Raw genomic sequence first — 21183 nt, 5'->3', positions numbered from 1 at the left:
AAAAGGCTCAAGTCCAAGTCACGAAGCCATTAGGATTGAAAAGAGATACTCCAAGGACTATTACGATTGCCCTCGTAGCTCAGGGGATAGAGCACCGGCCTCCGGAGCCGGTGGCGCAGGTTCGAATCCTGCCGAGGGCGCACTCTCATCCATTAAGTCAATTGCGCCAATTTACTTAGTAGAGCTCCACAAATTAAAATCAGCAATTTTTCAATTCATAAATCAATTCCAACCATTCCACTCCGCTATTGGCCTCTTGCCCTGATCTTCACAAAATAAATCGAAGAGTCCCCTATTTGTAGGCAAGTCGTTGTTTTAAAAGCCAGATTTACAGATGGAGAAACGATCCTTGCCAAATTGCGATCAAGATATAAAAAATATACACCATTGCTTGAGTGAACTCCGACCTAAGCAACACCTTGCCATCAATTTCAACCTCTATCGTATTTTTATTTGGACTCTCAGCTAAGCGCTATATCAGATTCACCTGGCCTTTGATGAAATTGACGCTCCTGAGTAATTACCCTTATGACAACCGACTCGGCCCGTCCACGCGTAACACCGACTTCCAACAAGATCTCCCCAGCGAGCGAGGTCCCCTGAATAATTAGTCCAAGCGACAGATGCTCCGTGACGATCCAATCGTGGCCCAGTCCTCTCGCAGCGCGTGCGGTCAGCTCAAGAACCTTTTTCGCCTTAGTTGTAGATGCAGGCCTATCAGGCGCCTCACCATCTCGGTCATCATCAAAAACAGACACAACCAGTGAATTAATAGTTACCCGCTTCTCTGAGATAAAACAACTACATATTGTCTTAGCCAAAAAGTCAACCATTGATTGTTTTTACTGGAGAACTATCTTCGAAGCCGCATTAGCCTTTTGAATCGGCAAAGAAATCTCCATGCGAACTTGAAATTTAGCCATCGTCGCCTTTACAGCCAACCATCGCCCAAAGGTCGATCGCTGGCTATAAAGAACTCTCTCTCAATGAAAAGTCAAGCCATAACCGCTCAGAATTATCGGCAGTTCAGACTCTATTAGAGACCAAAGGCAGCCAAATCCCTTGACAAAAGAAGATAGACCCAAATCCTCCAACACGAAAATGGGCTAACCTTAGAACGGCCCGGCCGCCCTCACACAGAAAGAACTAGGTACGCTCTCTATCTAAAGCGCCTAGTCCATGTGAAATGTGCCATCTAAAAAACAAACCATATTGCTCGCAGAAAATGAGCTATGCCCATTGTGCGGATGACGGAGATTTAACTCTTGTCTGGCTTCATCAATTCTCTTAACCTGGTAACAAATAATCATCCACCGCCACGAATCCTTGTACCGCATTTCTATGACGGCCTTGCCTAAAGGTCAATGCCTTGACTTTTAGGCAAGACTCTAGAGGTGAAGAAAACATCGATTCTTCAATAAGGAACAGTTGGCATTACAATAAATTTGGGGTCTTATTTGTCACAACAAATATGGGAAGACAAAAGAGCTTGACCCTGTGAGACAAACCCTTCCACCCCTAATACTTATGCGACTGCTAATTAGGCTTCCTTTGTGGATCCACGAAAAATCATCTATCAACTTATGGAAAAATTGCGACTCGCCACCAAGCACATCCACCTATCGATGGGCTTTTATCGATAAAGAGAGCCAATAGCATCAAAAAAATGGACGAAATAGCCACTTATGCGAATCGAATCCATCATATAAGTCTCAAATGACGAGATTTTCAGCTAATTTTAAATTCAGACAATAGGCTAGATTGAAGTATAAGCTTGATCTAGTCGGAAGCGCAATAAGTGGCAATTCTACTCTCCGAAATAGCAGCTCTGATTGATGGAGCAAGACTTATCGGTAGTGATCAGGTCGTGCATGGGATATCACACGATTCACGCAAGGTCGAACCAGGCTTTGTTTTCGCTGCGATGAAAGGTTCAAACCAAAACGGCTATAACTTTATCCAAACCGCACTGAACATGGGGGCGGTTGGAATAGTCGTCGCACAGGCAAATCTAGATACGATCTCTTTACTTGAGGAGATCTCAATCCTCATAGTTCCATCGGTTCGCCAAAACCTAGGTATTATCTCCTGTGCAATCTATGACAACCCATCCAAAAAGATCAACTTGGTTGGGATTACTGGTACTAACGGTAAGACAACAACATCTTTCCTTTTAGATTCAGCGCTATCGGCAAGCGGAATCCGCACTGGGGTAATCGGCACCATAGAAGTTCGATCGGCAAATAAGCGCTATGGCTCCACCTACACAACACCAGAGGCCCCTGATCTACAGGCGGTCTTGGCCGAAATGGTTGAAAACGATGTAGAAACCGTATCCATGGAGGTCTCTTCGCATGGCATTGACCAAATGCGCATCGAAGGCACGTCGTTTCGAATAGGAATCTTCACCAACCTATCCCCCGAGCACCTTGACTACCACGGAACGATGGAGCAATATTACTATGCAAAGTCCAGGCTCTTTGAAGCAAACCGTTGCGGCTTTGTGATCATAAACATCGACGACACATGGGGACGCCGCCTAGCTCACCAGGTCCAAGTGCCGAGGGTAACTTTTGGCACTTCAGCCGATGCTGACTATCGAATAGAAAACACCAAAGTAAGCACCGATGGCACTAAATTTTCATTGATCCATAAGGACTCAATCTTCGATCTCTCAACCCATATCGTTGGTTCAATAAATGCCCTAAATGCTACAGCCGCCTTCATCGCCGCCACCGAACTTGGCGCTCCTGCGGAGGTAGTCATCCAAGGAATCTCACAATGTTCTTCTGTCGATGGTCGATTCCAATTGGTTGAGGCCGGCCAACCCTCAATGGTCGTCGTTGACTACGCTCACACCCCAGACTCCATAGCAAATCTGATCTCAACGGTGCGCTCGCTCCTTCCACCCAATGGCAAGGTCTTTGCGGTTGGAGGCGCCAGAGGTGGCAGAGATCGCCTAAAACGACCAAGTCTCGGTGCTGCCCTAGCAAGTGCCGATTGCGCCATACTAACCACAGATAACCCAGGCAATGAAGACCCAGAAGCGATCATCACACAACTACTTCTTGGAACTCTCGATATGCCCCCACAAAAGGTCCACATCGAACTCTCACGGTCCAGCGCAATCGAATATGCCGTCATGAATGCATGCGAAAGCGACGGAGTAGTAATTGTGGGACGCGGCCACGAGACAACGATCAGAATCGGCGAAACCACCTCTCACCTCGACGACCGAGAAGAGGTGGCAAGGGCAGCTAGGTTGCTTGCCGCAAAAAACAAGAGCGACTTCAATTCAACATCGCAGCTCTCACAAAGCGACAACTGCGCTCATGCCTAATCCAGCCAGCGATCAAGAATCTATATCGGCCATAGTGACCTCCTATAATTCAAAAGGAACGATCGGCCCAGCAATTGAGTCAGTCCTAGCTCAGAGCTTCAAGCCCCAAGAGATTATTGTCGTAGATGACGGTTCAAGCGACGGCTCAAAAGAGATAATAAATAGCTATTCTGGCGAAATTCAAATTGCTTTTCGTGAAAATGGTGGACCCTCCAAAGCACGAAATCATGGGATAGAACTAGCCAGTGAAAGTTGGTTAGCCTTTCTAGATGGCGATGACATCTGGCACCCAAAAAAACTCGAATTACAGATAGAGGCATCCAGACAAAATCCCGATCTTCAAATAATTGCAACTGATTGGTCTAGAGAGATATCCAAGCTCGACGACCATATCAAATCACAAAGAAGATATTTTGCAGAAGATATTGCAATTCTAAATCGATTCCAGACCTCCACTGTAATGATGAAAAGAGAACTCGCTAGGTCAATCAATGGCTTCGATTCAGAACTGGACTCCGCCGAAGATTGGGACATGTGGCTTAGAGCTACTAAAGATAGATACTCTCTTGTCCTCGGAGCACCGTTGGTCTTTTACAGGGATAGCCCCCAAGGTGTATCAAAAGACCTTCGCAAACTGGCGCGCAAGGCAGATCAGATAATGCTCAGGGAATCTCAAAGCCAAGATCTAGATCCACAGTTGCTGAGAGAACTTCGAATCTGGCATCAACACCGCCTAATAATAGGTCAATTGCTATCAGAGCACCCCTTAGAAGCTTTAGGGATGATTCCCAATTCGATTCGGGCCGGTAGGCCCATGGACCAGATCGCCGCATTTAGACGATATACAGTTCCATTTCTGATGGAGCGGCTAAAGCGACGAACTAAACCAAAATCATAGATAACAAAACCCCAATGAGCGAGTGCAACCAGTCCACAACCTCTCTTGTAATCAACCCTGTGGGCTAAGATTGAAGAGTTATGAGCGACTACGAAGATAGAATTGGCCGAACAATCCGCCTGGAGCTATCAGACCCTGATCTATTGGAGTTCGAGGCCAAGGTGCTCCAAGCAACTCCAGAAGGTATAGTACTTGATCGTTCCGCTTTTTATCCCGGCGGTGGTGGACAACCTCCAGACGAGGGCACGCTAACCTTCGAGGACAAGACCACTTCAATAATCGGCGTCCAAAAAGAGAACGACCTCAGATTGATCCCAGCCCTAGGGGACCCCTTACCACAAGTCAACATGACAGTGACCGCTCGCATCAATGCTCCACGTCGGTTAGCTCTTATGCGCACTCACTCAGCGTTACACCTACTGTCAGGCGTCATCTTCCGTGACTTTGGAGCCTTGGTAACTGGTGGCAACATGGAACCACTATCGGCTCGCGCCGACTTTAATTTAACTGAAATACCTACGGGCTTCAAGGAGACGCTAGAGGAGACATGTAGTCGCGAAATTCTTGAGGACCACCAGATTCTAACCTCACGCCAACCCCGCGAAATCGCTCTTTCGATTCCCAACATCATAAGGACAGCCACCAACTTGCTACCGCCGGAGCTAGAGATCATTCGGATAGTAGATATTGTCGGTCTAGACACCCAAGCCGACGGAGGAACCCACGTAACCTCCACCTCCAAAATTGGCCAAATGACGATAACCAAGATCGAAAACAAAGGCAAGGGTTTCAGACGCGTGCGCTTCACATTGAGCTAACGGCGCCATCGAAGGCACTCCAAAATCACACCAAACGTACCTCAAAGGAGATGTCGACCAAGAACAGAAATCTAAGATATACCCTCTATCTGCTCAACTCTCCTTCGCCGAAGCCGCCTATTCCGCCTCGCTAGATCTCTCTTCGCCATCGTCTGGCCGACCGACGAAAATGGCTTCGGCCCCCAGCATTTTCCTGCCAACGCGCCGCTTTAGCAGGTAAGCAACGACCAAAATCACTAGTATCAAGGCCATGAGGACATAACCCGCAATCCCTGAAATCGATTGTACGCGATGAAAACTCGCTCCCGCTAAATATCCAGCTAGCGAAAATAAGATAGCCCAAGTAGCTCCGCCTAAGACATTAAAGATCGCGAAGGTCTTATAGCGCATACCCGTCATTCCAGCTAGACCAGGAACTATCGCTCGAAGCGTGGCAGCATATCGACCAATAAATATGCTCAGTCCTCCCCTGCGGGCGATAAAGTCTTCGGCCAGTTTAATATGGCGAGCTTTTACAAACCGACCGTATTTCGAAGCCAGGATTCGTCGTCCAAACTTCCTGCCAACGAAGTATCCAATTGAATCACCGATTATCGCTCCCATGACCGAGGCTAATAGTGCAGCCCATAGAGAGATATGGTGCTCATAAGCCAAGACACCACCGACTAGTACTGCTGTCTCCCCTGGAACGATAAAACCAAGAAATACCGAAGACTCCAATGCCGGCAAAAGAAAGATCAATGCAATGGCAGTCCAGCCGCTCAAGGTCAAAAGGTTATTTGTAATAAAAGACACATAGTAATGATAACCTAAAACAACTTTGAATATGATGAGAGGCTAAGGACGTATGTCCTTAGCCTCTCACTTGTCAATCGCCCAATCAAAAGGCGGACATAAAAGAAAAACCTAAAAGCCCGTGAGCAATCTCCAGTTAGGGCTACACTAGCCCGCCCCGCCTTGACTCAAGCACGACCGAGGTAGCTGCAAAGATCAAGAGCGCTCCACCTATAACTAGGGTCCAGGCTCCAAAGGCCAAGGATAGTGCACTAAAAAAGACACCCATACCGAGCACAAATGGCCAAATCGTATGACCTGGAAAGGTTCCGATAGTTCCTTGGCTCTCGGCGATCGTAGCATCCTTAGAATCCTCAGGACGAGGATCCATCCGCTTCCGCCACCAACCCATATAAAGGGCTGGCATAATTCCTAGACCTGCGGTGCCAAACAGCATGGTGGCACCACCATATTCTCTAGCCCAAAAGAGATAGATGGTAGTTATTACGAGGACAAAAAGCCCAATCCCTAGGTAAATTCGAAATTCTACCTTCATTGCTTCTTCGTCCTTTCTGAAGACTTCGAACCCTTGGGGTCGTGACTTTCGAGATAATCGGCATACTCGGGATGATTAGCATCCCAAACCGGCCTCTGGGATCGAATCGGAGGGATTGAGGTGAAGTTATGATGTGCCGGCGGAGAAGTTGTTGCCCACTCAAGAGTGTGGCCATCCCATGGGTTTCCACTCGCCTTCACCGGCTTTTTCCAGGAGACATAGAGATTTACCAACCACACAACGAAGGAGAGAAAGGTAAGGGCTGCCCCAAAGGTCGAGACCCGATTAAGAAAGGTTACATGATCGCTAACTAGATAGACAGGTACGCGTCGTGGCATTCCCCGCAGTCCGATCAGATATTGCGGTATAAATGTAAGTCCAAACCCAATAAAGGCTAGCCAAAATTGGGCTTTGCCCAGTCTCTCGCGAAGCATACGCCCCGTCAGCTTTGGATACCAATAATAAAAACCAGCAAAACCGGCAAAGACCGCTGTGCCTGCAAGAACCTGATGGAAGTGGGCAACCACAAAATAGGTATCGTGAACTGCAAAGTCAATCGGCGGAGATGCGAGCATGACTCCAGTAATTCCACCCATTACGAAAGTTACGATAAATCCAATAACCCATAACATAGGAGTATCAAAGGCAATATTTCCACCCCACATTGTTCCGAGCCAGGTAAAGACCTTTATACCCGTGGGCACCGCAATCAAAAGAGACAACGCCGAGAAGAAGGGGAGCAGAACCGTACCCGTAGTGAACATATGGTGTGCCCATACCCCTGTGGAGAGAGCAGCTATAGATAAAGTCGCAAAGACAAGTCCTTTGTAGCCAAAGACAGGCTTACGAGAAAAGACGGGAATAATCTCAGATACGATTCCAAAATAAGGCAGCGCTAAGATGTAAACCTCCGGATGGCCAAAGAACCAAAACAAGTTCTGCCACATAACAGGAGATCCTCCGCCAGCCACCGTGAAGAAGTGAGTACCAAGGTGACGGTCAGCATAGAGCATTATCATTGCTGCGGTCAAAATCGGAAAAGCGATAAGAATCAGCATTCCGGTCACGATCATATTCCAAGTGAAGATAGGCAGACGAAACATCGTCATACCCGGCGCTCGAAGATAGAACGCGGTAGTGATCAGATTGACTGCAGTGAAGATACCAGAAAAACCCGTAAGCGCAATCGCTATAATCCAGAGATCCGGGCCAACTCCTGGAGCGTTAGTATAACTCGAAAGAGGAGCATATGCCACCCACCCAAAGGCAGCAGCACCACCAGCTGTAAAGAACCCCAGCAACATCGTCGTTCCACCGGTCAGATACAGCCAGTAAGAGAGAGCATTCAATCGTGGAAATGCCATATCTGGTGCACCTATTTGCAGTGGGAGTATGAAGTTTGCAAATCCACCAAAGGCAAAAGGACCCGCAAATAGATAGAGCATTATCGAGCCGTGAATCGTAAACAACTCGTTGTAGGCCTGTTGGGAGATAAAGTGGTTGTTTGGTCCGGTGAGCTGAATGCGAATCAACATCGCCATAGAACCCGCGATCAAAAGAAAGACCAACGAAGTATACATATAGCTCTTACCAATGACCTTGTGGTCAGTGGATGTCAGCCATTGATAGATGCCTCTGGGCTCGTTATGGCCATGGTCATCGGAGCCATGATCAACTCTTTTTTCCTCAGCTATCGTCATGCCGTTGCCGCCTTCTGCTGTGTAAGCCAACTTTGGAACTGAGCGGGAGTTACAACCCGCACACTAAATAACATCTCGCCGTGGTACAGACCACAAAGCTGGGAACAGCGTCCCACAAATGTCCCTGTCGTCGTCGGATTGAAGTCAAAATAATTCGTAACCCCTGGTAGCGCATAGCGCGAGAAATTAAATGCTGGAATATAAAATCCATGCACCACGTCCTGGGAGACCAGAGTGATCTTGGTAGTCTCAGTTTCGGGTAAAACCAATTGCGGATAGTTCGCACCTTGCGAGACGATACTTACACCATTTGCATATGTAAATCGCCATCCCCATTGAAAAGCCGTCACCTTCACAGAGACATTCGGCGTAGAACTCACCGCTGTGATCTTATTCTCGGATCGAACTGTAAAGACAAAAAGGGCAATCACGATCAATGTCGGTATGACAGTATAGATCACTTCAATTGGAACGTTCGAATGGCGTTGGTGTGGAATTGTATCGGTCCTGCGTCTAAAGCGTAAAACGACATACAAAAGGCCGGAAAAAGTAATTGCGCCAACGGCAATAGCAGTGTAGAAAAACCCTTGGTACAGATGGAACATACTCTGACCCTGGGTGGTAGCACCTCGAAAGGCACCAAAAGTTGGACCACACGCACTAAGAATCAACCCGCCCAAAGCCAACGTGCCAAGCGTTCGCGTACGTTTTAATGGTACCCCAGAACCATCCAAAGCCTCTGACGTCTCATCGAACGCTGATTCTCTCTTATAAGAATTCACAGTTCAAACCAAACCCTTTTATATTCATTTCGCAACTTATAATTCACTATTCATAGCATCTCAGCGTCCATAGTTCTAGAGTTGTTAAATCGAAAAGCTAAATTTAGCAACTCTAGAACGAATGTCCGTAGTCTCTTATTCTCTTTTATCTCGCCTAGAAATGCGCCCTCGGGGGTCGCCCGTTCCACCCCTTGGAGTTCGAGGAATCTGATAGACTCCCGTCCCACCGCTTTGTAGCGGTCCAAGGTCGACATCGTTTGTGGAGATCGTTGATCCTCCAGAAGGGGCACCAACGGCAATCGCCGAAGCCAACTCTTCATGACCGTCTTTGATGGCGTGATACCTAATCTCTTCAGGAAGTTCCTCTATAACTTCCTCGTGCATTGGAGCTCTTAGCGCAGTCTCAGTAGTGGAAAACTCACCCTCAGACGAACGAGAGATAATGAGTATCCGTTTGCGTCGACCCGTAGTCGATACCGCACCCGTTTCGGAGGCAACCTTGTATGCGACAAATGCCGCCAGAGGAGGAACCACGAACAACAGGACTCTAAAGGCCCACAGGACAAAGTTCAGCGAGAGGCTGTAGCTATTAGCCAAGACGTCTGTGGAGCTAGCAAAGAATAGCACTACGTAAAAGGCCAATATTCCAACTCCAAGCGACGTCCGCCACGGCACATCTCTCGGATTGTCGAGCAAATGGTGCTCTTCATAGTCCTTGGTGATCTTGCGCTCAATCATCGGCCACGCACCAAGAAGTGTGAAAGTAATACCCGGCAATAGAACCGCTGGGAAAAAGACATTAGGGATCATATGGCCAAAGGCCTGTATCTCCCAAGAAGGCATCAGTCGCAAAGCGCCATCCAACCAACCCATGTACCAGTCTGGCTGAACCGCATATGAGACCCGATAGGGAACGTACTGCCCGTAGAGCCAAATCGGATTAATCTGGACCAATCCACCCAGCGCAGCAATGACCGCCGCAGTTACAAAGAAAAATCCACCAGCTTGAAATGCATATGCAGGCCACATCGCCACACCTACAACATTTCGATTGGTCTTTCCTTTACCCTTGAACTGAGTGTGCTTTTGATGCCACATAATAGCCAAGTGTGCCGTCAGCAGTCCAATGATCAATCCCGGAATAATTAGAATATGCAATGTATAAAAGCGTGGGATGATGGCATTACCAGGGAATGTCCCACCAAACAAGAAGAATCCCAAGTAACTTCCGACCACCGGAACGCTCAAAACAATCGAATAGGCGATTCTAAGGCCAGTTCCAGAGATCAAATCATCCGGCAAAGAGTAGCCGAGGAATCCATTGACAATTGCCAATACCAATAGTCCCGTTCCAACGAACCAGTTGATCTCTCGAGGCTTTCGGAAGGCACCCGTGAAAAAGATACGACATACGTGCACGATTATCGCAGCTATAAATACGTTGGCGGCCCAGTGGTGCATCTGGCGCATTACCAATCCCGCTCTAACCGAGAATGAGATATTCAAAGTTGAAGCAAATGCCTCCGAGACTTTGTGGCCTCGATCTGGGAGATAGGCGCCATGGTAGGTAATCAGCTTGCTAGAGGGTACAAAGAAGAAGGTGAGGAATACCCCTGTGAATAGCAATATCACAAAGGAGTACATCGCGATCTCACCGAGCATGAACGACCAGTGGTCAGGGAAGATCTTATTTAGAGATTTCCTCGTGAACTTAGCAATTCCTAAACGCTCATCAAACCAATCTGTAGTTTGAGTAATCATGGGCGCTCCCAATATCCGGGGCCTACAGGTTGGTCATAACCAGCCTGTGCGTGCATATTACCGTTTGAATCAAAATAAATCGGAAGCTGAGGAAGCGGACGTGGGGCGGGCCCAAAGACTGGAGTTGCTCCAGTTAAAACGTCAAACAACGACTGATGGCAGGGACAGAGCAACTGCTGTGTCAATTCCTCATATAGTCCTACGGGACAACCAGCATGAGTACATACCTTGGAAAAGGCCAGATATCCCAGTGGCCCCCAGGTCTCGCGCCCCGGTCTTGTGGTCCAGTTTGCCGTGCCCACTCTGATCAAGACGGTTTGTGAGATGGCCCCACCTACGTCATTTGATGGAAAGACAGTCATAACGCCACCGACCTCAAGGGTAGAAGAGGTAACTTGCTTTCCGTCTGGGCCAACTACTGCCGACCCTTTCCTCCAAGGTGTAGTCGTCAAAGCTTTCTTAGGTACGGGACCCAGTGATCGCAGAAAAGGAAACAGGTTTATCAGCCCAAAGAGGGCTATCGAAGCTCCCATGAGTTTTCCAAGGAAGGGTCGACGCCCGACCGCCTTGGAACCTCGATCAAGACTTTCCAAGAGAGCTTGACGCTCCAAGATCTCGCTCTTGATGGTATCGCGTTCCTGGACATATGGTCCTTGTGGAACTAGATACTTTCCCCAAGCAACCATTCCAACGCCTATTCCACCAAGTGTGGCAAATAAAAGTCCACCTTCAACTTGGGGTTGTCCACCAAGCCAGTAGGTAACAGCTAAACCAACGGTTGCCAAAACCGAGATCACAAAACACACCGCCACTAAGATCTCAATCGATCTTGTTGAGCGCTCTGGCACCTGTGAATTGGCAACCTCAGGGGGAGTAGGGGATTCGTTATCGACCTTGCTCATTTGTTCTTTCCTCCGATCCAAAAACCTGCGAGCATGATAGAGCCAAGTCCAACAAGGATTCCAACAAAACCTTCGGTAACAGGGCCAACATGCCCTAGTGCAATTCCGCCTCGATCATTAGGATGTTGGAGGTAACCAACATACTTTGCTAGATCGGCAACCTGTTGGTTGGACAGAGTTAAAGGACCAAAGCGAGGCATGTTTCCTGGACCAGTTCGAATGGCTTCAGCGATCTGAGTAGGAGTTGCGACCGAGAGGCTTGGGGCGTAAACCCCAGAAGCTAGCGCATCCCCAGCTCCAGTAATGGTATGACAGGCGGCACAGTTCGTAGAGAACAACGTTGCGCCCGCGGACTCACTGGCAAGAGATAGATTTACGTTGGGTATCAGCGGACCACCACTCGATAGTGAAGCTACGTATGCGTCGATGGCGAGAGTTTGACTCCGTGAAAACCGAGAGGGTTTCTGAACAGCTTGTATAGTAGGATCAGCTAAGGGCATACGCCCCGTTGAGACCCAAAAATCGACAGTCGCTGCACCTAGGCCTTGAAGGTTAGGCGCCCTGGAACTTCCCTGGGCTTGAGTGCCATGGCAGCTCGAGCAGTTCTCCAGAAAGAGCGACTTCCCCAATGGAATCGAGGAGGCGCTTAGAGTCAAATTAGTGATGGCAGCACTATTGGATGATCCGCCACCTGTCTTAGAACCATAGATATACGAACCGGTATAACCGTAGTTTGAAGCGTTATTTGAAAGATGAGAAGTGTTATTTGATTGAGCTGAACTAGCTTGAGGATAAAGGGCCAAAATGCTCCCACCCACAGTCAAGGTCCCAACAGCAATTGGAATCAAACCTGCTCTTTTCAGAAACGTCTTAGAGGTCTTGCGTATTGACATTCGCCACTCCTAATGAGTCAAGAAAAGCACGGCATATAGAGCAATCCATACGATGTCTACAAAGTGCCAATAGTAACTGAGCGACTGGATAACAGGCAGAGCGCCTGGATCGTCTGTTCGACCAGCCAATCTGCCAATCAAAAAGATCATTGCCACTAGACCTAGAATGACGTGGAGACCATGAAGGCCGGTCATCACGAAAAACAAAGATCCAAAGGAGTTCGTGGATGCGCTAAAGGCAACGTGCGTCCACTCAACAACTTGGTTGGCCACGAATGAACCGCCCATGGTGATCGTCAATACGATCCACCAAATAGCGGACTTTCTGCGACCATGCTCGGCCTCAAATACAGCCTTTTGCATCGTCACCGAAGACATAACCAAAATTATTGTAAAGATACCCGACTGAATGACATCCAATTTGATGCCACCAGGAGGCCATGGTCCCGTTGCGTTGGAGCGCAAGGTGAAATATGCAGCGAACAGACCCGAAAAGAACATCAATTCTGACGACAACCATACCATCGTGCCAATTCCAAGCATCGATGGACGATTAAAGCGAATTGGTTCGCTTTCAGCGCCACTGCGCGTAGCGATAGTTTGAGACATATACCCCATTCTTACCCGTAAAATACGTTCAAACTGACCTAGACGGCCACAGTCACCCCTAAAGCTGACATCTTGTTCAGTATTGCAGAATCTAGACTAACCCGAAAGTCAGGATCTCTGTTCTATAAAATAAAATCGTACTAAATCAATCAAACCTCTTTATGCCTATCAAATCTTACAAATAATTTCATATCGACCTGATCAGAGCAGCCTTTCAGTTAACTTCCAATAATCTTCCATTCCAACAATTTCGATCTCTCGTATTCGCCATAGATAATCGTTAACCTCTTGGTGGCACGAGTTATCGCTGTAAAGAGGGCGGCTTCCGCCGATGCCTCATCTTTGACCAAACAAGTGGGCTCAACTATCACGACACAATCGAATTCAAGACCTTTGGCATAATCGAGTTCCCTAATCTCAATTAAAGCTGACTCTTGGTGATCTTGCATCCATAGAGCTCTGCAATTTTCCAAATCTTCATATAGCTCAAAATTGGAGGGAACCACTACTCCAACTAGTCCACTACCAATCTCAGTGGCGGCAGCTTCAACCCAAGGCCAGATCGATTCACTTTCAACTTTGCCAGATATCTCTATGATCTTGGGCTCAACACCTGTAGAGCGAATCGACACCGTGGGCGCGAGACCCATGGAAGTTGGATCAAAGAGGCGATAGGCGAGGTCCGAGATCTCGATGGGAGTGCGATAGTTTATACTGAGCTCGTTATAGTTCCACTTTGAAATTGCGCCGCACAGCGGCGCTACTATCAAATTCCAATCCCGTTGACCATAGATTGATGTCGTCTGAGATAGATCACCTACCAAAGTAATAGAAGAGCTAATTGATCGACGCGCAAGAACGCGCGCCTCCATGTATGAAAGTTCCTGCGCCTCGTCGACGACTATATGGCCATAACGATTGACCTCAGACTGATGGCCCTTTCGTTTCAAAACTGGACCCAGATGCACATAAGCTTCGTCCGCCAGGGCAAGATCAAACCTCGAGAAGTAGCCTCTTTTGTGAGAAGAGGTCAAGACCTCAACCTCTTTCTCGTTTAGGACTCCTCTTGATGCCAAACGGGTCAATGCAGGGTGAGCAAAAAGGTCGTTCACCAATTCAAGCGAGGTCAGACGCGGCCAAATTCGGGTAACGATTCTAATAAATTCCGACTCAGATTTTATGGATCCTACGACCTCTGCTATCACGGCCTCGTCGTCTTCTTCGGGATCGACTGCCTCAATAATCAGGTCTTGATGCTCCTGGTCGTATGCTTGAGATTCTTCGTTAAACTTTGCTAGTTCATCTCTTTGAAACCTTGTTGTAAGCTCTATATAGATCTTGGCCAGCTGACGGGAGAGTACTGCCTCGACAATCTTTGCCCTCTCGTTGTGGCTTCCCGTTCTCCTTCTGGCCTGGCGTATAGCCTTCATCGACATCTCTCTGGTAACCCAAAGCTGAACCGAACCAAGATAAAAAGATAGATCCTTAGAGAGCGGGCGCTCTCGATCTAAAACTGCTTTAGAAATTACCGAAACCATCCTTTGGTCCGATTTAATCAGGGCCTCTTGATCGTTTGCCCGACGAAGCTCCACATTCAAGTCAATAAGATTCGCGATCGTTGTAATCTCTACACCAGTTTCACCAAGCGAAGGCAAGACGCGCTCGATATAACGCGCAAATGTGGCATTTGGAGCTACTACGAGAACCCCCTGATTTTCAAGCCTCGCGCGATAGGTATACAAAAGATAGGCTGCACGGTGCAGTGCGACTGCCGTCTTTCCAGTACCTGGGCCACCCTGAACGACAAGAACTCCAGGAAGTGGGGCACGAATAATCTCATCCTGCTCAGCCTGGATCGTAGCAACGATATCTCCCATTTGGCCAGTTCGAACACGGTCCATGGCGCTAAAGAGCGCACCTGCCCCCGAAAGTTCCACCCCTTGGCCACCAGAACTATCAAGATCACCTAGAAGTTCATCTTCTATCGCGATCAGCTCTCGATCCTTAATTTCAAAGTGGCGCCTTAGGGAAATACCCATAGGATTTCGAGCAGTTGCTCTATAAAAAGGTTCCGCGACCGGCGCCCGCCAATCGATTACCAAGGGCTCCATGTCAGAATCAGCGACAGCGACTCGCCCAAGATAAAAACTTTCAGATGGGCCAATGATATCTTTATCCCTGTCAATCCGGCCAAAGCACAGCGCCAAGATGCCAAATTCTAGATGTTCTAGGCGATCGAGTGTCGCTCGTACGACCATGTCTCGCTCCGTACGAGCCTGATGGGTTCCACCGCGCTCTTGCTCAAAAGCATCCGAAAGAGTGCTATTGAGGCCGGCACGGATCTCGTCCAAACGCTCATAGGCCCTTTTTATGTAGTCTCGCTCACGTGCGAGATCGGGATGAGTATTCAAACGAATTGATCCTCTCATGGGTCTTAAAGCCAAAACTCAAGCTGCAACCGATTTTCAAATAAATGCCCCGCGCTAAAAGAGGAGAGATGACCTCTTTGAAACCCCTTCAACAACACCGTCATAATTGCGCCATTAAAGGCTAGTTGAGCATTTAAAGTATCAGTCACTGACTTCTAGATGGCAAGGCCAGGCCGATAAGAGCAACTACAGGAATAGGCAAACAAAATGTCATGGATCATTTATCACTTGTTGGGCCTTGCCATCTAGAATATTGAAGATGGTTCTAAATGGCCAGGATCTCTTCGAAGATAGATAATTTAAAGACGTAGAAATCGAAGGCGCTCTTCAAAACTTTCTGATGGCACTCGCTCTCTAGAGGGTGTTTTGAATTTCGACCACCAATTTCCCATAAAAGGCAAGATACAGATGGATTCAACCAGCCAAATGGCTGACTTTAGCGAGTCAAACTTTATTCAGGCACTTAGCCTTGGCAAAACAGAAAAAACTCCCGTATGGTTCATGCGTCAAGCAGGACGTTCCCTACCTGAGTATCGAGCAATTCGGGGAGTAGGTTCGATCTTAGATGCAGTCGCAAACCCATCGCTCGCCGCCGAGATCACCATGCAACCGGTAAAAAGATACGGGGTAGACGCAGCAATATTGTATTCGGACATTATCGTTCCGGTCCATGCCTGCGGATTCGGTATCGATATTATTCCAGGTACCGGTCCAACTACCGATCGACCTTTTGAAGGCGAATCAGATCTAAAGCGCCTAGCCAATTTTGATGCCAAAACCGATACCGGGTATGTCCTTTCGACGATTGAGATTCTAAAAAAAGAGCTTGAAGTCCCGCTAATCGGCTTCGCCGGAGGTCCATTTACTGTAGCCAGTTACCTTATCGAGGGAAAGCCAAGTCGAAATTTCATAAAGACAAAGCAGATGATGTACACCCAACCAAAGCTCTTTGAATCACTCCTTTGGCGTTTGACAGAGATTACCGTGGACTTTCTCAGCGCCCAAGCTCAATCCGGAGTAAATGCAATTCAGCTCTTTGACTCTTGGGTGGGCGCCCTCTCTCCTAGAGAGTATCGTCGATTTATTACCCCCTGTGCCTCAGAGATATTCTCATCACTCTCAAAGTTCAACATTCCCATGATTTCATTTGGAACCAATACCTCTGAACTGCTCGGACTCTTCGTAGAGGCTGGGGCAAGTGCAGTTGGCCTCGACTCTAATACCGAAATTACAACTGCAACCAAACGCCTCGGCGACAAGGTGGCGATTCAAGGTAACCTCGATCCAGTAGTCTGTCTGACTTCAGTCGATAATATTATCTCACAGGCACGCCAAGTGCTTATGGATTCAGCGTTCGCACCTGGATATGTCTTCAACCTTGGCCATGGTGTGCTTCCAGAAACAGACCCCACAAAACTTGTTGAACTTGTGGAGTTTCTCCATCAAAACGGAGAAGAGATTCGAAAAAACGAAAGGGCTAGCGCAACTTTAGCCAACAGGGAGGAACACATCAAGTGAACTACCTTGTAGTTGGCGCCGGAATCACCGGCATAGCAGCATCGATAGAGCTAATCTCTTTGGGAGTCGACCCTACCAAAATTACCCTAATAGAGGCTCAAGATCGCTGTGGTGGAAAGATCCGATCAAAGATGATCGCGGGCATTTCCATCGACGTTGGCCCCGATTCTTTCCTCACCCGAAGCCAGGCCGGAATCGACCTCGCCAAGAAACTTAATATCCTCGATCAAGTCGTTCGACCCAGCACTTTCTCAGCAACCATCTTCGCCAAAGGGCGTCTTCATGATGTGCCCTCGGGCATCATGTTGGGTGTTCCAGTCGATATCAGGGCCTTTCTGGGTAGCGCATCGATGCTCAGCTTAAAAGGTCGACTTCGCGCAGGGTTGGACTTTGTACTCCCTAAGACAAAGATCGGTGATGACGCCACAATATCTCATCTAATCCGTGCTCGCTTTGGCCACGAAGTTGACGAACTATTGGTCGACCCCATGGTGGGTGGGATCAACGCCGGCTCCACCAAGTATTTGGGACTCGCCTCAGTAGCGCCTGCATTTTTAAAGTCTTATAACAGCCAAAGTGGACGTTCGCTAGCAAAATCGCTAATAAAGATCGCACCGCCTAAACCTTCGGCCGATGGGACAAAGAGTGAGATACCCTTCGCATCATTTGGAGGCGGCCTTGAAACTTTAGTTCAAGGAGGTGTCGCCCATCTTCTCAAAGAGGGAGCGACCATAATGACGTCTACTCAAGCTATAGCTCTGGCTAGCGATGGCATTAAATTTCACGTTAGAACCAAATCAACGGCAATTGCAACCGAGAACGACTCAGAGATAGCACAAGAGTTGAGCGCCGATGCTCTAATCCTTGCGCTGCCAGCCCCTCAAGCCACCACACTTCTTGGTGGAGTATCTCAAGCGGTCGCAGAACTAATTGGGAGAATCGACTACTCACAAGTGGGAATCGTCCTATTGGCCTACAAGAAGGGAAGCTTCAAAGCCCCTCTCAAAGGAAGTGGCGTCCTAGTTCCCAAGATAAACAATAGGCTCATCACAGCAATCACATTTGCAAGTCGAAAGTGGAGCCACCTCGATAATTCAGGCCTTGAGATACTAAAGGTCTCGATTGGACGCCACCGAGATACTAGGTTCGAATCGATGAGCGACGAAGATCTCACTAGAGCTGTCAGCCAAGAAGTTGGGGAGGTCTTAGGTGCCACAGTTGCACCGATAGAATCGGTCGTCTTTAGGTGGAAGGATGCACTTGCGCAATATCGTCCTTTTCACTCCCAGCTAGTCGCCTCAGCGAGAGAAGAGCTTTCCAAGGTCGGAGCTATCGAAATTTGTGGAGCTGCATACGACGGCGTCGGTCTTCCGTCTTGCATTGAGTCAGGCCAAAAAGCAGCACAACGCCTTCATGCAACGGTCGGGGCCAATAACCTCTAGCTCCCTGAAAGTAAATCGCTAATGGACTTTATTACTAAATTACTAATGGACTTTGGGGTCCTCGCCAGCAAAGATGTCGACCACAGCTCTAGCCCAGATCTGACTAACTCCTGGTATCTCTACCAAATCTTCAACCGAGGCTTCAGCAAGACTTCTCCCGGCGGGAAAGCCATCTAAAATGGCATATCGAACCGAAACGGGTAGCTCTTGGGCTTTTGCCATAACTCTCATTCCTCGTCCCGAGACCTGGCTCTCTTCGAGCCTGTGGTCGCGACGATCGAAGTTACCCCAGACCTTTGCGCACAGCGATATCCCAAGAAGGCCTTTGGCTACCTTTTCAAGAATCAAGAGATCGTCGGTCTCCATTGATCCCAAAAACTCTATTACCGCATCGGCCTCAGTAATAGAACAAGCACCCATATAGTCTTCGATAACCGCCCGATAGTTAAGCTCAAAACCACTTGAAAGTTCATTGAGTTGGAGCGAGACTAAGCGCCCATCGACACCAAGCTCGACGAGGGATGTCTCAATCTCCTCTGCAATCCGTCGAACCATCTCGTACCTTTGTAAGACAAGGACCACATCTCGAAAATGAACTTGGTTGGTATATTCCGATTGATCCAGTCGTGCCAATACCTCATCTAGGCGTTGTCCATAGCGTTCCAAGGTTGCTAGTGCTTGATTCGATTTCGAGAGCAGAGCCCCTATTGAGGCCAGAGAATGGCGCTTATCACCACGATATGCTGTTATTACCGACTGCTCCTCTGAGACGGATAATACCGGGATTGAAAGGCTTCTAGCGACTCTTTCAGCTGTGCGGTGGCGCGTTCCTGTCTCAGAGGTTACAACCTTTGGATCCGGCATCAAATGGACATTGGCCCGAGCGATACGGCGCGCATCCCCCGATAAAATTATGGCTCCGTCCATCTTGGCAAGCTCATAGAGACGCTGAGGGGAATACTCGGTGTCTAAGAGAAATCCGCCCGTACAAATCGAAAGAACGTCAGCGCTATCTCCAACGACGACCAAAGCTCCCATGCGGGCTTGCAGAATTCTATCCAAACCATCACGAAGAGGAGCACCTGGCGATACAAGCGCCAGCGTAGATGATATTTCGGGCCCCGTCTTAGAAAACATGTACAAGTATTCTAATGGTTTGTGGAGCTTTTATTCTTGATTAGAGAGAGCGACGCTAAGGCTTCATTCAGGGTTGTTACAGATCTTGCCCCACGGCTCGCCTCAGCGAGTCTCGGCACTATCGATCGATCAAAGCCGTGGCGCTGTAGTTCTGTAATACGCTCGGCGTCGCCGCTCACCCGCCGAACTTCACCCGTCAACCCCAATTCACCCAATACTCCAACATTTTGGGGTAGTGCAAGACCTAAAACTCCCGAAACAATGGCAGTTGCTATGCCAAGGTCCAATCCGGGATCGTCCGAGACAACGCCTCCGGTAAGTGAAACAAAGATATCGAACTTGTCGAGACGAATCTTTGCGAAATGTTCAATCAAACCTACTATCACCTGGCATCGTTGGCCACTGAGACCCAGAAAAGCTCGCTTTGGGATCTCACGCGAATTGAGGACAACTAAGGCTTGGATTTCAACCAACCTCACCCTAAGACCATCTCGAATGGCACTAATCACAGAACCGCTAGCACCCTCTAGTCTGTCTTGAAGCTGTGCTACTGAAGGATCAGGCTCATCCACAAGGCCCTGGTTGACCATCTTGAAATAACCGACCTCAGAGACGCGACCAAAGCGATTCTTCACGCAACGAATCGAGCGATCTTGCCCACTTCTCTCACCTTCAAGGACGAAAACGGCATCTACCAGATGCTCAAGCAACTTAGGACCTGCTATCGAGCCATCCTTTGTTACGTGGCCAAGAATCAAAACACATATCCCATTCGCCTTGGCAAGCTCATTTAGGGTTGTCGCACAGTGGCGGACCTGATTACCGAACCAACCATTCCTGTATTCTCGCCGTCGTAAATAGCTTGTATGGAGTCCACTATGAGCAGATCGTAGTTAGCGACTACCCCTAAAATCTCCTGTAGCTCTACGGCATGCAAAAAGTCAACTGCCCCTGAATCAAGGCCCATGCGGCTCGCACGACCTGCCACTTGAGCGCCAGACTCTTCACCGCTTACATAAAGTACTCGAAAATTAGCATTACCAATTGAATTGGCAACCACTAGGGCCAAAGTCGACTTACCGATTCCTGGTTCGCCACCGATTAAGGTCGTCGAACCCATGACAATTCCACCAGAGAGCGCTCGATCAAATTCACTCAGTCCGCTAGAGATCCGAACACTCGGACCATTTGCAACCTGGGAAAGAACACTCGGAGCAACCGAAACTCTTTTGTCGGCTCCACTTATGTTATTTGGCCGCACTATGGGTGCTATGGTATTCCATCCCCCACAGACCCCGCACTGTCCAAGCCAAGTCGCATATCCTGATCCGCAATCGCCACATGCATACTTGGGAGAGTTTTTCGAATTAGCTTTCATTGCCTTAGACGCTATCAGCTTGTTGTAACCCAATGGCCAAAACCAATGCGACCTTTCACTCTCAAGAAGTTACAAAAGAGATCTTAAAGAAAGCTTCCCCTCTCACAGATGTGAGAGGGGAAGCAATCTAAACATATTGAAAACCTGACAAAAATTTAGATCCTAATTCATCTTTTGGTCTCAAAGATTTATCTGAAGATCCATGCAAACTATAAAGATGCCAATTTCAGCGGTTCCTAAATAATA

18 protein-coding genes and 1 tRNA gene are annotated in these 21183 nt (G+C 48.2%); 6 read left to right on the top strand and 13 right to left on the bottom strand.

Features of this window, described 5'->3' with window-relative positions:
* Positions 1–68: 68 nt before the first annotated feature.
* Positions 69–140 (top strand) — tRNA-Arg (locus ACIDITHRIX25_RS82570).
* A gap of 321 nt (positions 141–461) precedes the next feature.
* On the opposite strand, the gene ACIDITHRIX25_RS82565 is transcribed toward ACIDITHRIX25_RS82570, so the two are convergent.
* A complete protein-coding gene (locus tag ACIDITHRIX25_RS82565) occupies positions 462–821 on the bottom strand; it encodes a Clp protease N-terminal domain-containing protein (protein ID WP_160291743.1) in 360 nt (119 codons plus the stop codon).
* A gap of 977 nt (positions 822–1798) precedes the next feature.
* Between ACIDITHRIX25_RS82565 and ACIDITHRIX25_RS82560 the strand changes: the two genes are divergently transcribed.
* From ACIDITHRIX25_RS82560 to ACIDITHRIX25_RS82550, 3 genes are all read left to right on the top strand, one after another.
* The gene (locus ACIDITHRIX25_RS82560) at positions 1799–3340 is read left to right on the top strand and encodes a UDP-N-acetylmuramoyl-L-alanyl-D-glutamate--2,6-diaminopimelate ligase (RefSeq protein WP_201731887.1); all 1542 of its coding nucleotides are present in this window, start codon (positions 1799–1801) and stop codon (positions 3338–3340) included.
* Positions 3333–4238 carry a glycosyltransferase family 2 protein gene (locus ACIDITHRIX25_RS82555; protein WP_052604893.1) on the top strand — a complete coding sequence of 302 codons (906 nt, stop codon included), beginning with the start codon at positions 3333–3335 and terminating at the stop codon, positions 4236–4238. The genes ACIDITHRIX25_RS82560 and ACIDITHRIX25_RS82555 overlap by 8 nt, the downstream gene beginning before the upstream one ends.
* A gap of 80 nt (positions 4239–4318) precedes the next feature.
* Positions 4319–5056, top strand: a complete 738-nt coding sequence (locus tag ACIDITHRIX25_RS82550; protein WP_052604892.1) for an alanyl-tRNA editing protein — start codon at positions 4319–4321, stop codon at positions 5054–5056.
* 117 nt (positions 5057–5173) lie between these two features.
* Here the strand turns inward: ACIDITHRIX25_RS82550 and ACIDITHRIX25_RS82545 are convergent, their stop codons facing one another.
* From ACIDITHRIX25_RS82545 to ACIDITHRIX25_RS82505, 9 genes are all read right to left on the bottom strand, one after another.
* Complete coding sequence (locus ACIDITHRIX25_RS82545) at positions 5174–5851, bottom strand: DedA family protein (protein ID WP_082058510.1); 678 nt, start codon at positions 5849–5851, stop codon at positions 5174–5176.
* 142 nt (positions 5852–5993) lie between these two features.
* The gene (ctaF, locus tag ACIDITHRIX25_RS82540; protein ID WP_052604891.1) at positions 5994–6386 is read right to left on the bottom strand and encodes an aa3-type cytochrome oxidase subunit IV; all 393 of its coding nucleotides are present in this window, start codon (positions 6384–6386) and stop codon (positions 5994–5996) included.
* A complete protein-coding gene (ctaD, locus tag ACIDITHRIX25_RS82535) occupies positions 6383–8086 on the bottom strand; it encodes a cytochrome c oxidase subunit I (protein WP_201731886.1) in 1704 nt (567 codons plus the stop codon). The genes ctaF and ctaD overlap by 4 nt, the downstream gene beginning before the upstream one ends.
* On the bottom strand, positions 8083–8868 hold the full coding sequence (gene coxB / locus ACIDITHRIX25_RS82530; protein ID WP_052604889.1) for a cytochrome c oxidase subunit II: 786 nt from the start codon (positions 8866–8868) through the stop codon (positions 8083–8085). The genes ctaD and coxB overlap by 4 nt, the downstream gene beginning before the upstream one ends.
* Before the next feature lie 135 nt (positions 8869–9003).
* Positions 9004–10629, bottom strand: a complete 1626-nt coding sequence (qcrB, locus tag ACIDITHRIX25_RS82525) for a cytochrome bc1 complex cytochrome b subunit (RefSeq protein WP_052604888.1) — start codon at positions 10627–10629, stop codon at positions 9004–9006.
* Positions 10626–11531, bottom strand: coding sequence for a ubiquinol-cytochrome c reductase iron-sulfur subunit (locus ACIDITHRIX25_RS82520; RefSeq protein ID WP_052604887.1), 906 nt, complete (start codon positions 11529–11531; stop codon positions 10626–10628). The genes qcrB and ACIDITHRIX25_RS82520 overlap by 4 nt, the downstream gene beginning before the upstream one ends.
* Positions 11528–12424, bottom strand: a complete 897-nt coding sequence (gene qcrC / locus ACIDITHRIX25_RS82515; protein ID WP_201731885.1) for a cytochrome bc1 complex diheme cytochrome c subunit — start codon at positions 12422–12424, stop codon at positions 11528–11530. The genes ACIDITHRIX25_RS82520 and qcrC overlap by 4 nt, the downstream gene beginning before the upstream one ends.
* A gap of 9 nt (positions 12425–12433) precedes the next feature.
* The gene (ctaE, locus tag ACIDITHRIX25_RS82510) at positions 12434–13033 is read right to left on the bottom strand and encodes an aa3-type cytochrome oxidase subunit III (RefSeq protein ID WP_052604885.1); all 600 of its coding nucleotides are present in this window, start codon (positions 13031–13033) and stop codon (positions 12434–12436) included.
* Positions 13034–13251: 218 nt separating this feature from the next.
* Complete coding sequence (locus ACIDITHRIX25_RS82505) at positions 13252–15444, bottom strand: HelD family protein (RefSeq protein ID WP_201731884.1); 2193 nt, start codon at positions 15442–15444, stop codon at positions 13252–13254.
* Between the two features lie 426 nt (positions 15445–15870).
* Here ACIDITHRIX25_RS82505 and hemE point away from each other — a divergent pair, with 426 nt between their 5' ends.
* A complete protein-coding gene (hemE, locus tag ACIDITHRIX25_RS82500; RefSeq protein WP_249685805.1) occupies positions 15871–16980 on the top strand; it encodes a uroporphyrinogen decarboxylase in 1110 nt (369 codons plus the stop codon).
* Complete coding sequence (gene hemG / locus ACIDITHRIX25_RS82495) at positions 16977–18422, top strand: protoporphyrinogen oxidase (RefSeq protein WP_201731883.1); 1446 nt, start codon at positions 16977–16979, stop codon at positions 18420–18422. Before hemE ends, hemG begins: the two co-directional genes overlap by 4 nt.
* Before the next feature lie 42 nt (positions 18423–18464).
* On the opposite strand, the gene disA is transcribed toward hemG, so the two are convergent.
* Genes disA through ACIDITHRIX25_RS82480 form a run of 3 tightly spaced genes read right to left on the bottom strand, consistent with a single transcriptional unit; the run spans position 18465 to position 20937 of the window.
* Positions 18465–19559, bottom strand: a complete 1095-nt coding sequence (gene disA / locus ACIDITHRIX25_RS82490; RefSeq protein ID WP_201731882.1) for a DNA integrity scanning diadenylate cyclase DisA — start codon at positions 19557–19559, stop codon at positions 18465–18467.
* An 11-nt stretch (positions 19560–19570) separates the two neighbouring features.
* Positions 19571–20317 carry a magnesium chelatase domain-containing protein gene (locus ACIDITHRIX25_RS82485; protein WP_201731881.1) on the bottom strand — a complete coding sequence of 249 codons (747 nt, stop codon included), beginning with the start codon at positions 20315–20317 and terminating at the stop codon, positions 19571–19573.
* Positions 20318–20349: 32 nt separating this feature from the next.
* Positions 20350–20937 carry an ATPase domain-containing protein gene (locus ACIDITHRIX25_RS82480; RefSeq protein ID WP_201731880.1) on the bottom strand — a complete coding sequence of 196 codons (588 nt, stop codon included), beginning with the start codon at positions 20935–20937 and terminating at the stop codon, positions 20350–20352.
* Between the last annotated feature and the right edge of the window lie 246 nt (positions 20938–21183).

The organism is Acidithrix sp. C25, assembly GCF_904848545.2.
This window is presented reverse-complemented; position numbering and strand designations above follow the sequence as displayed.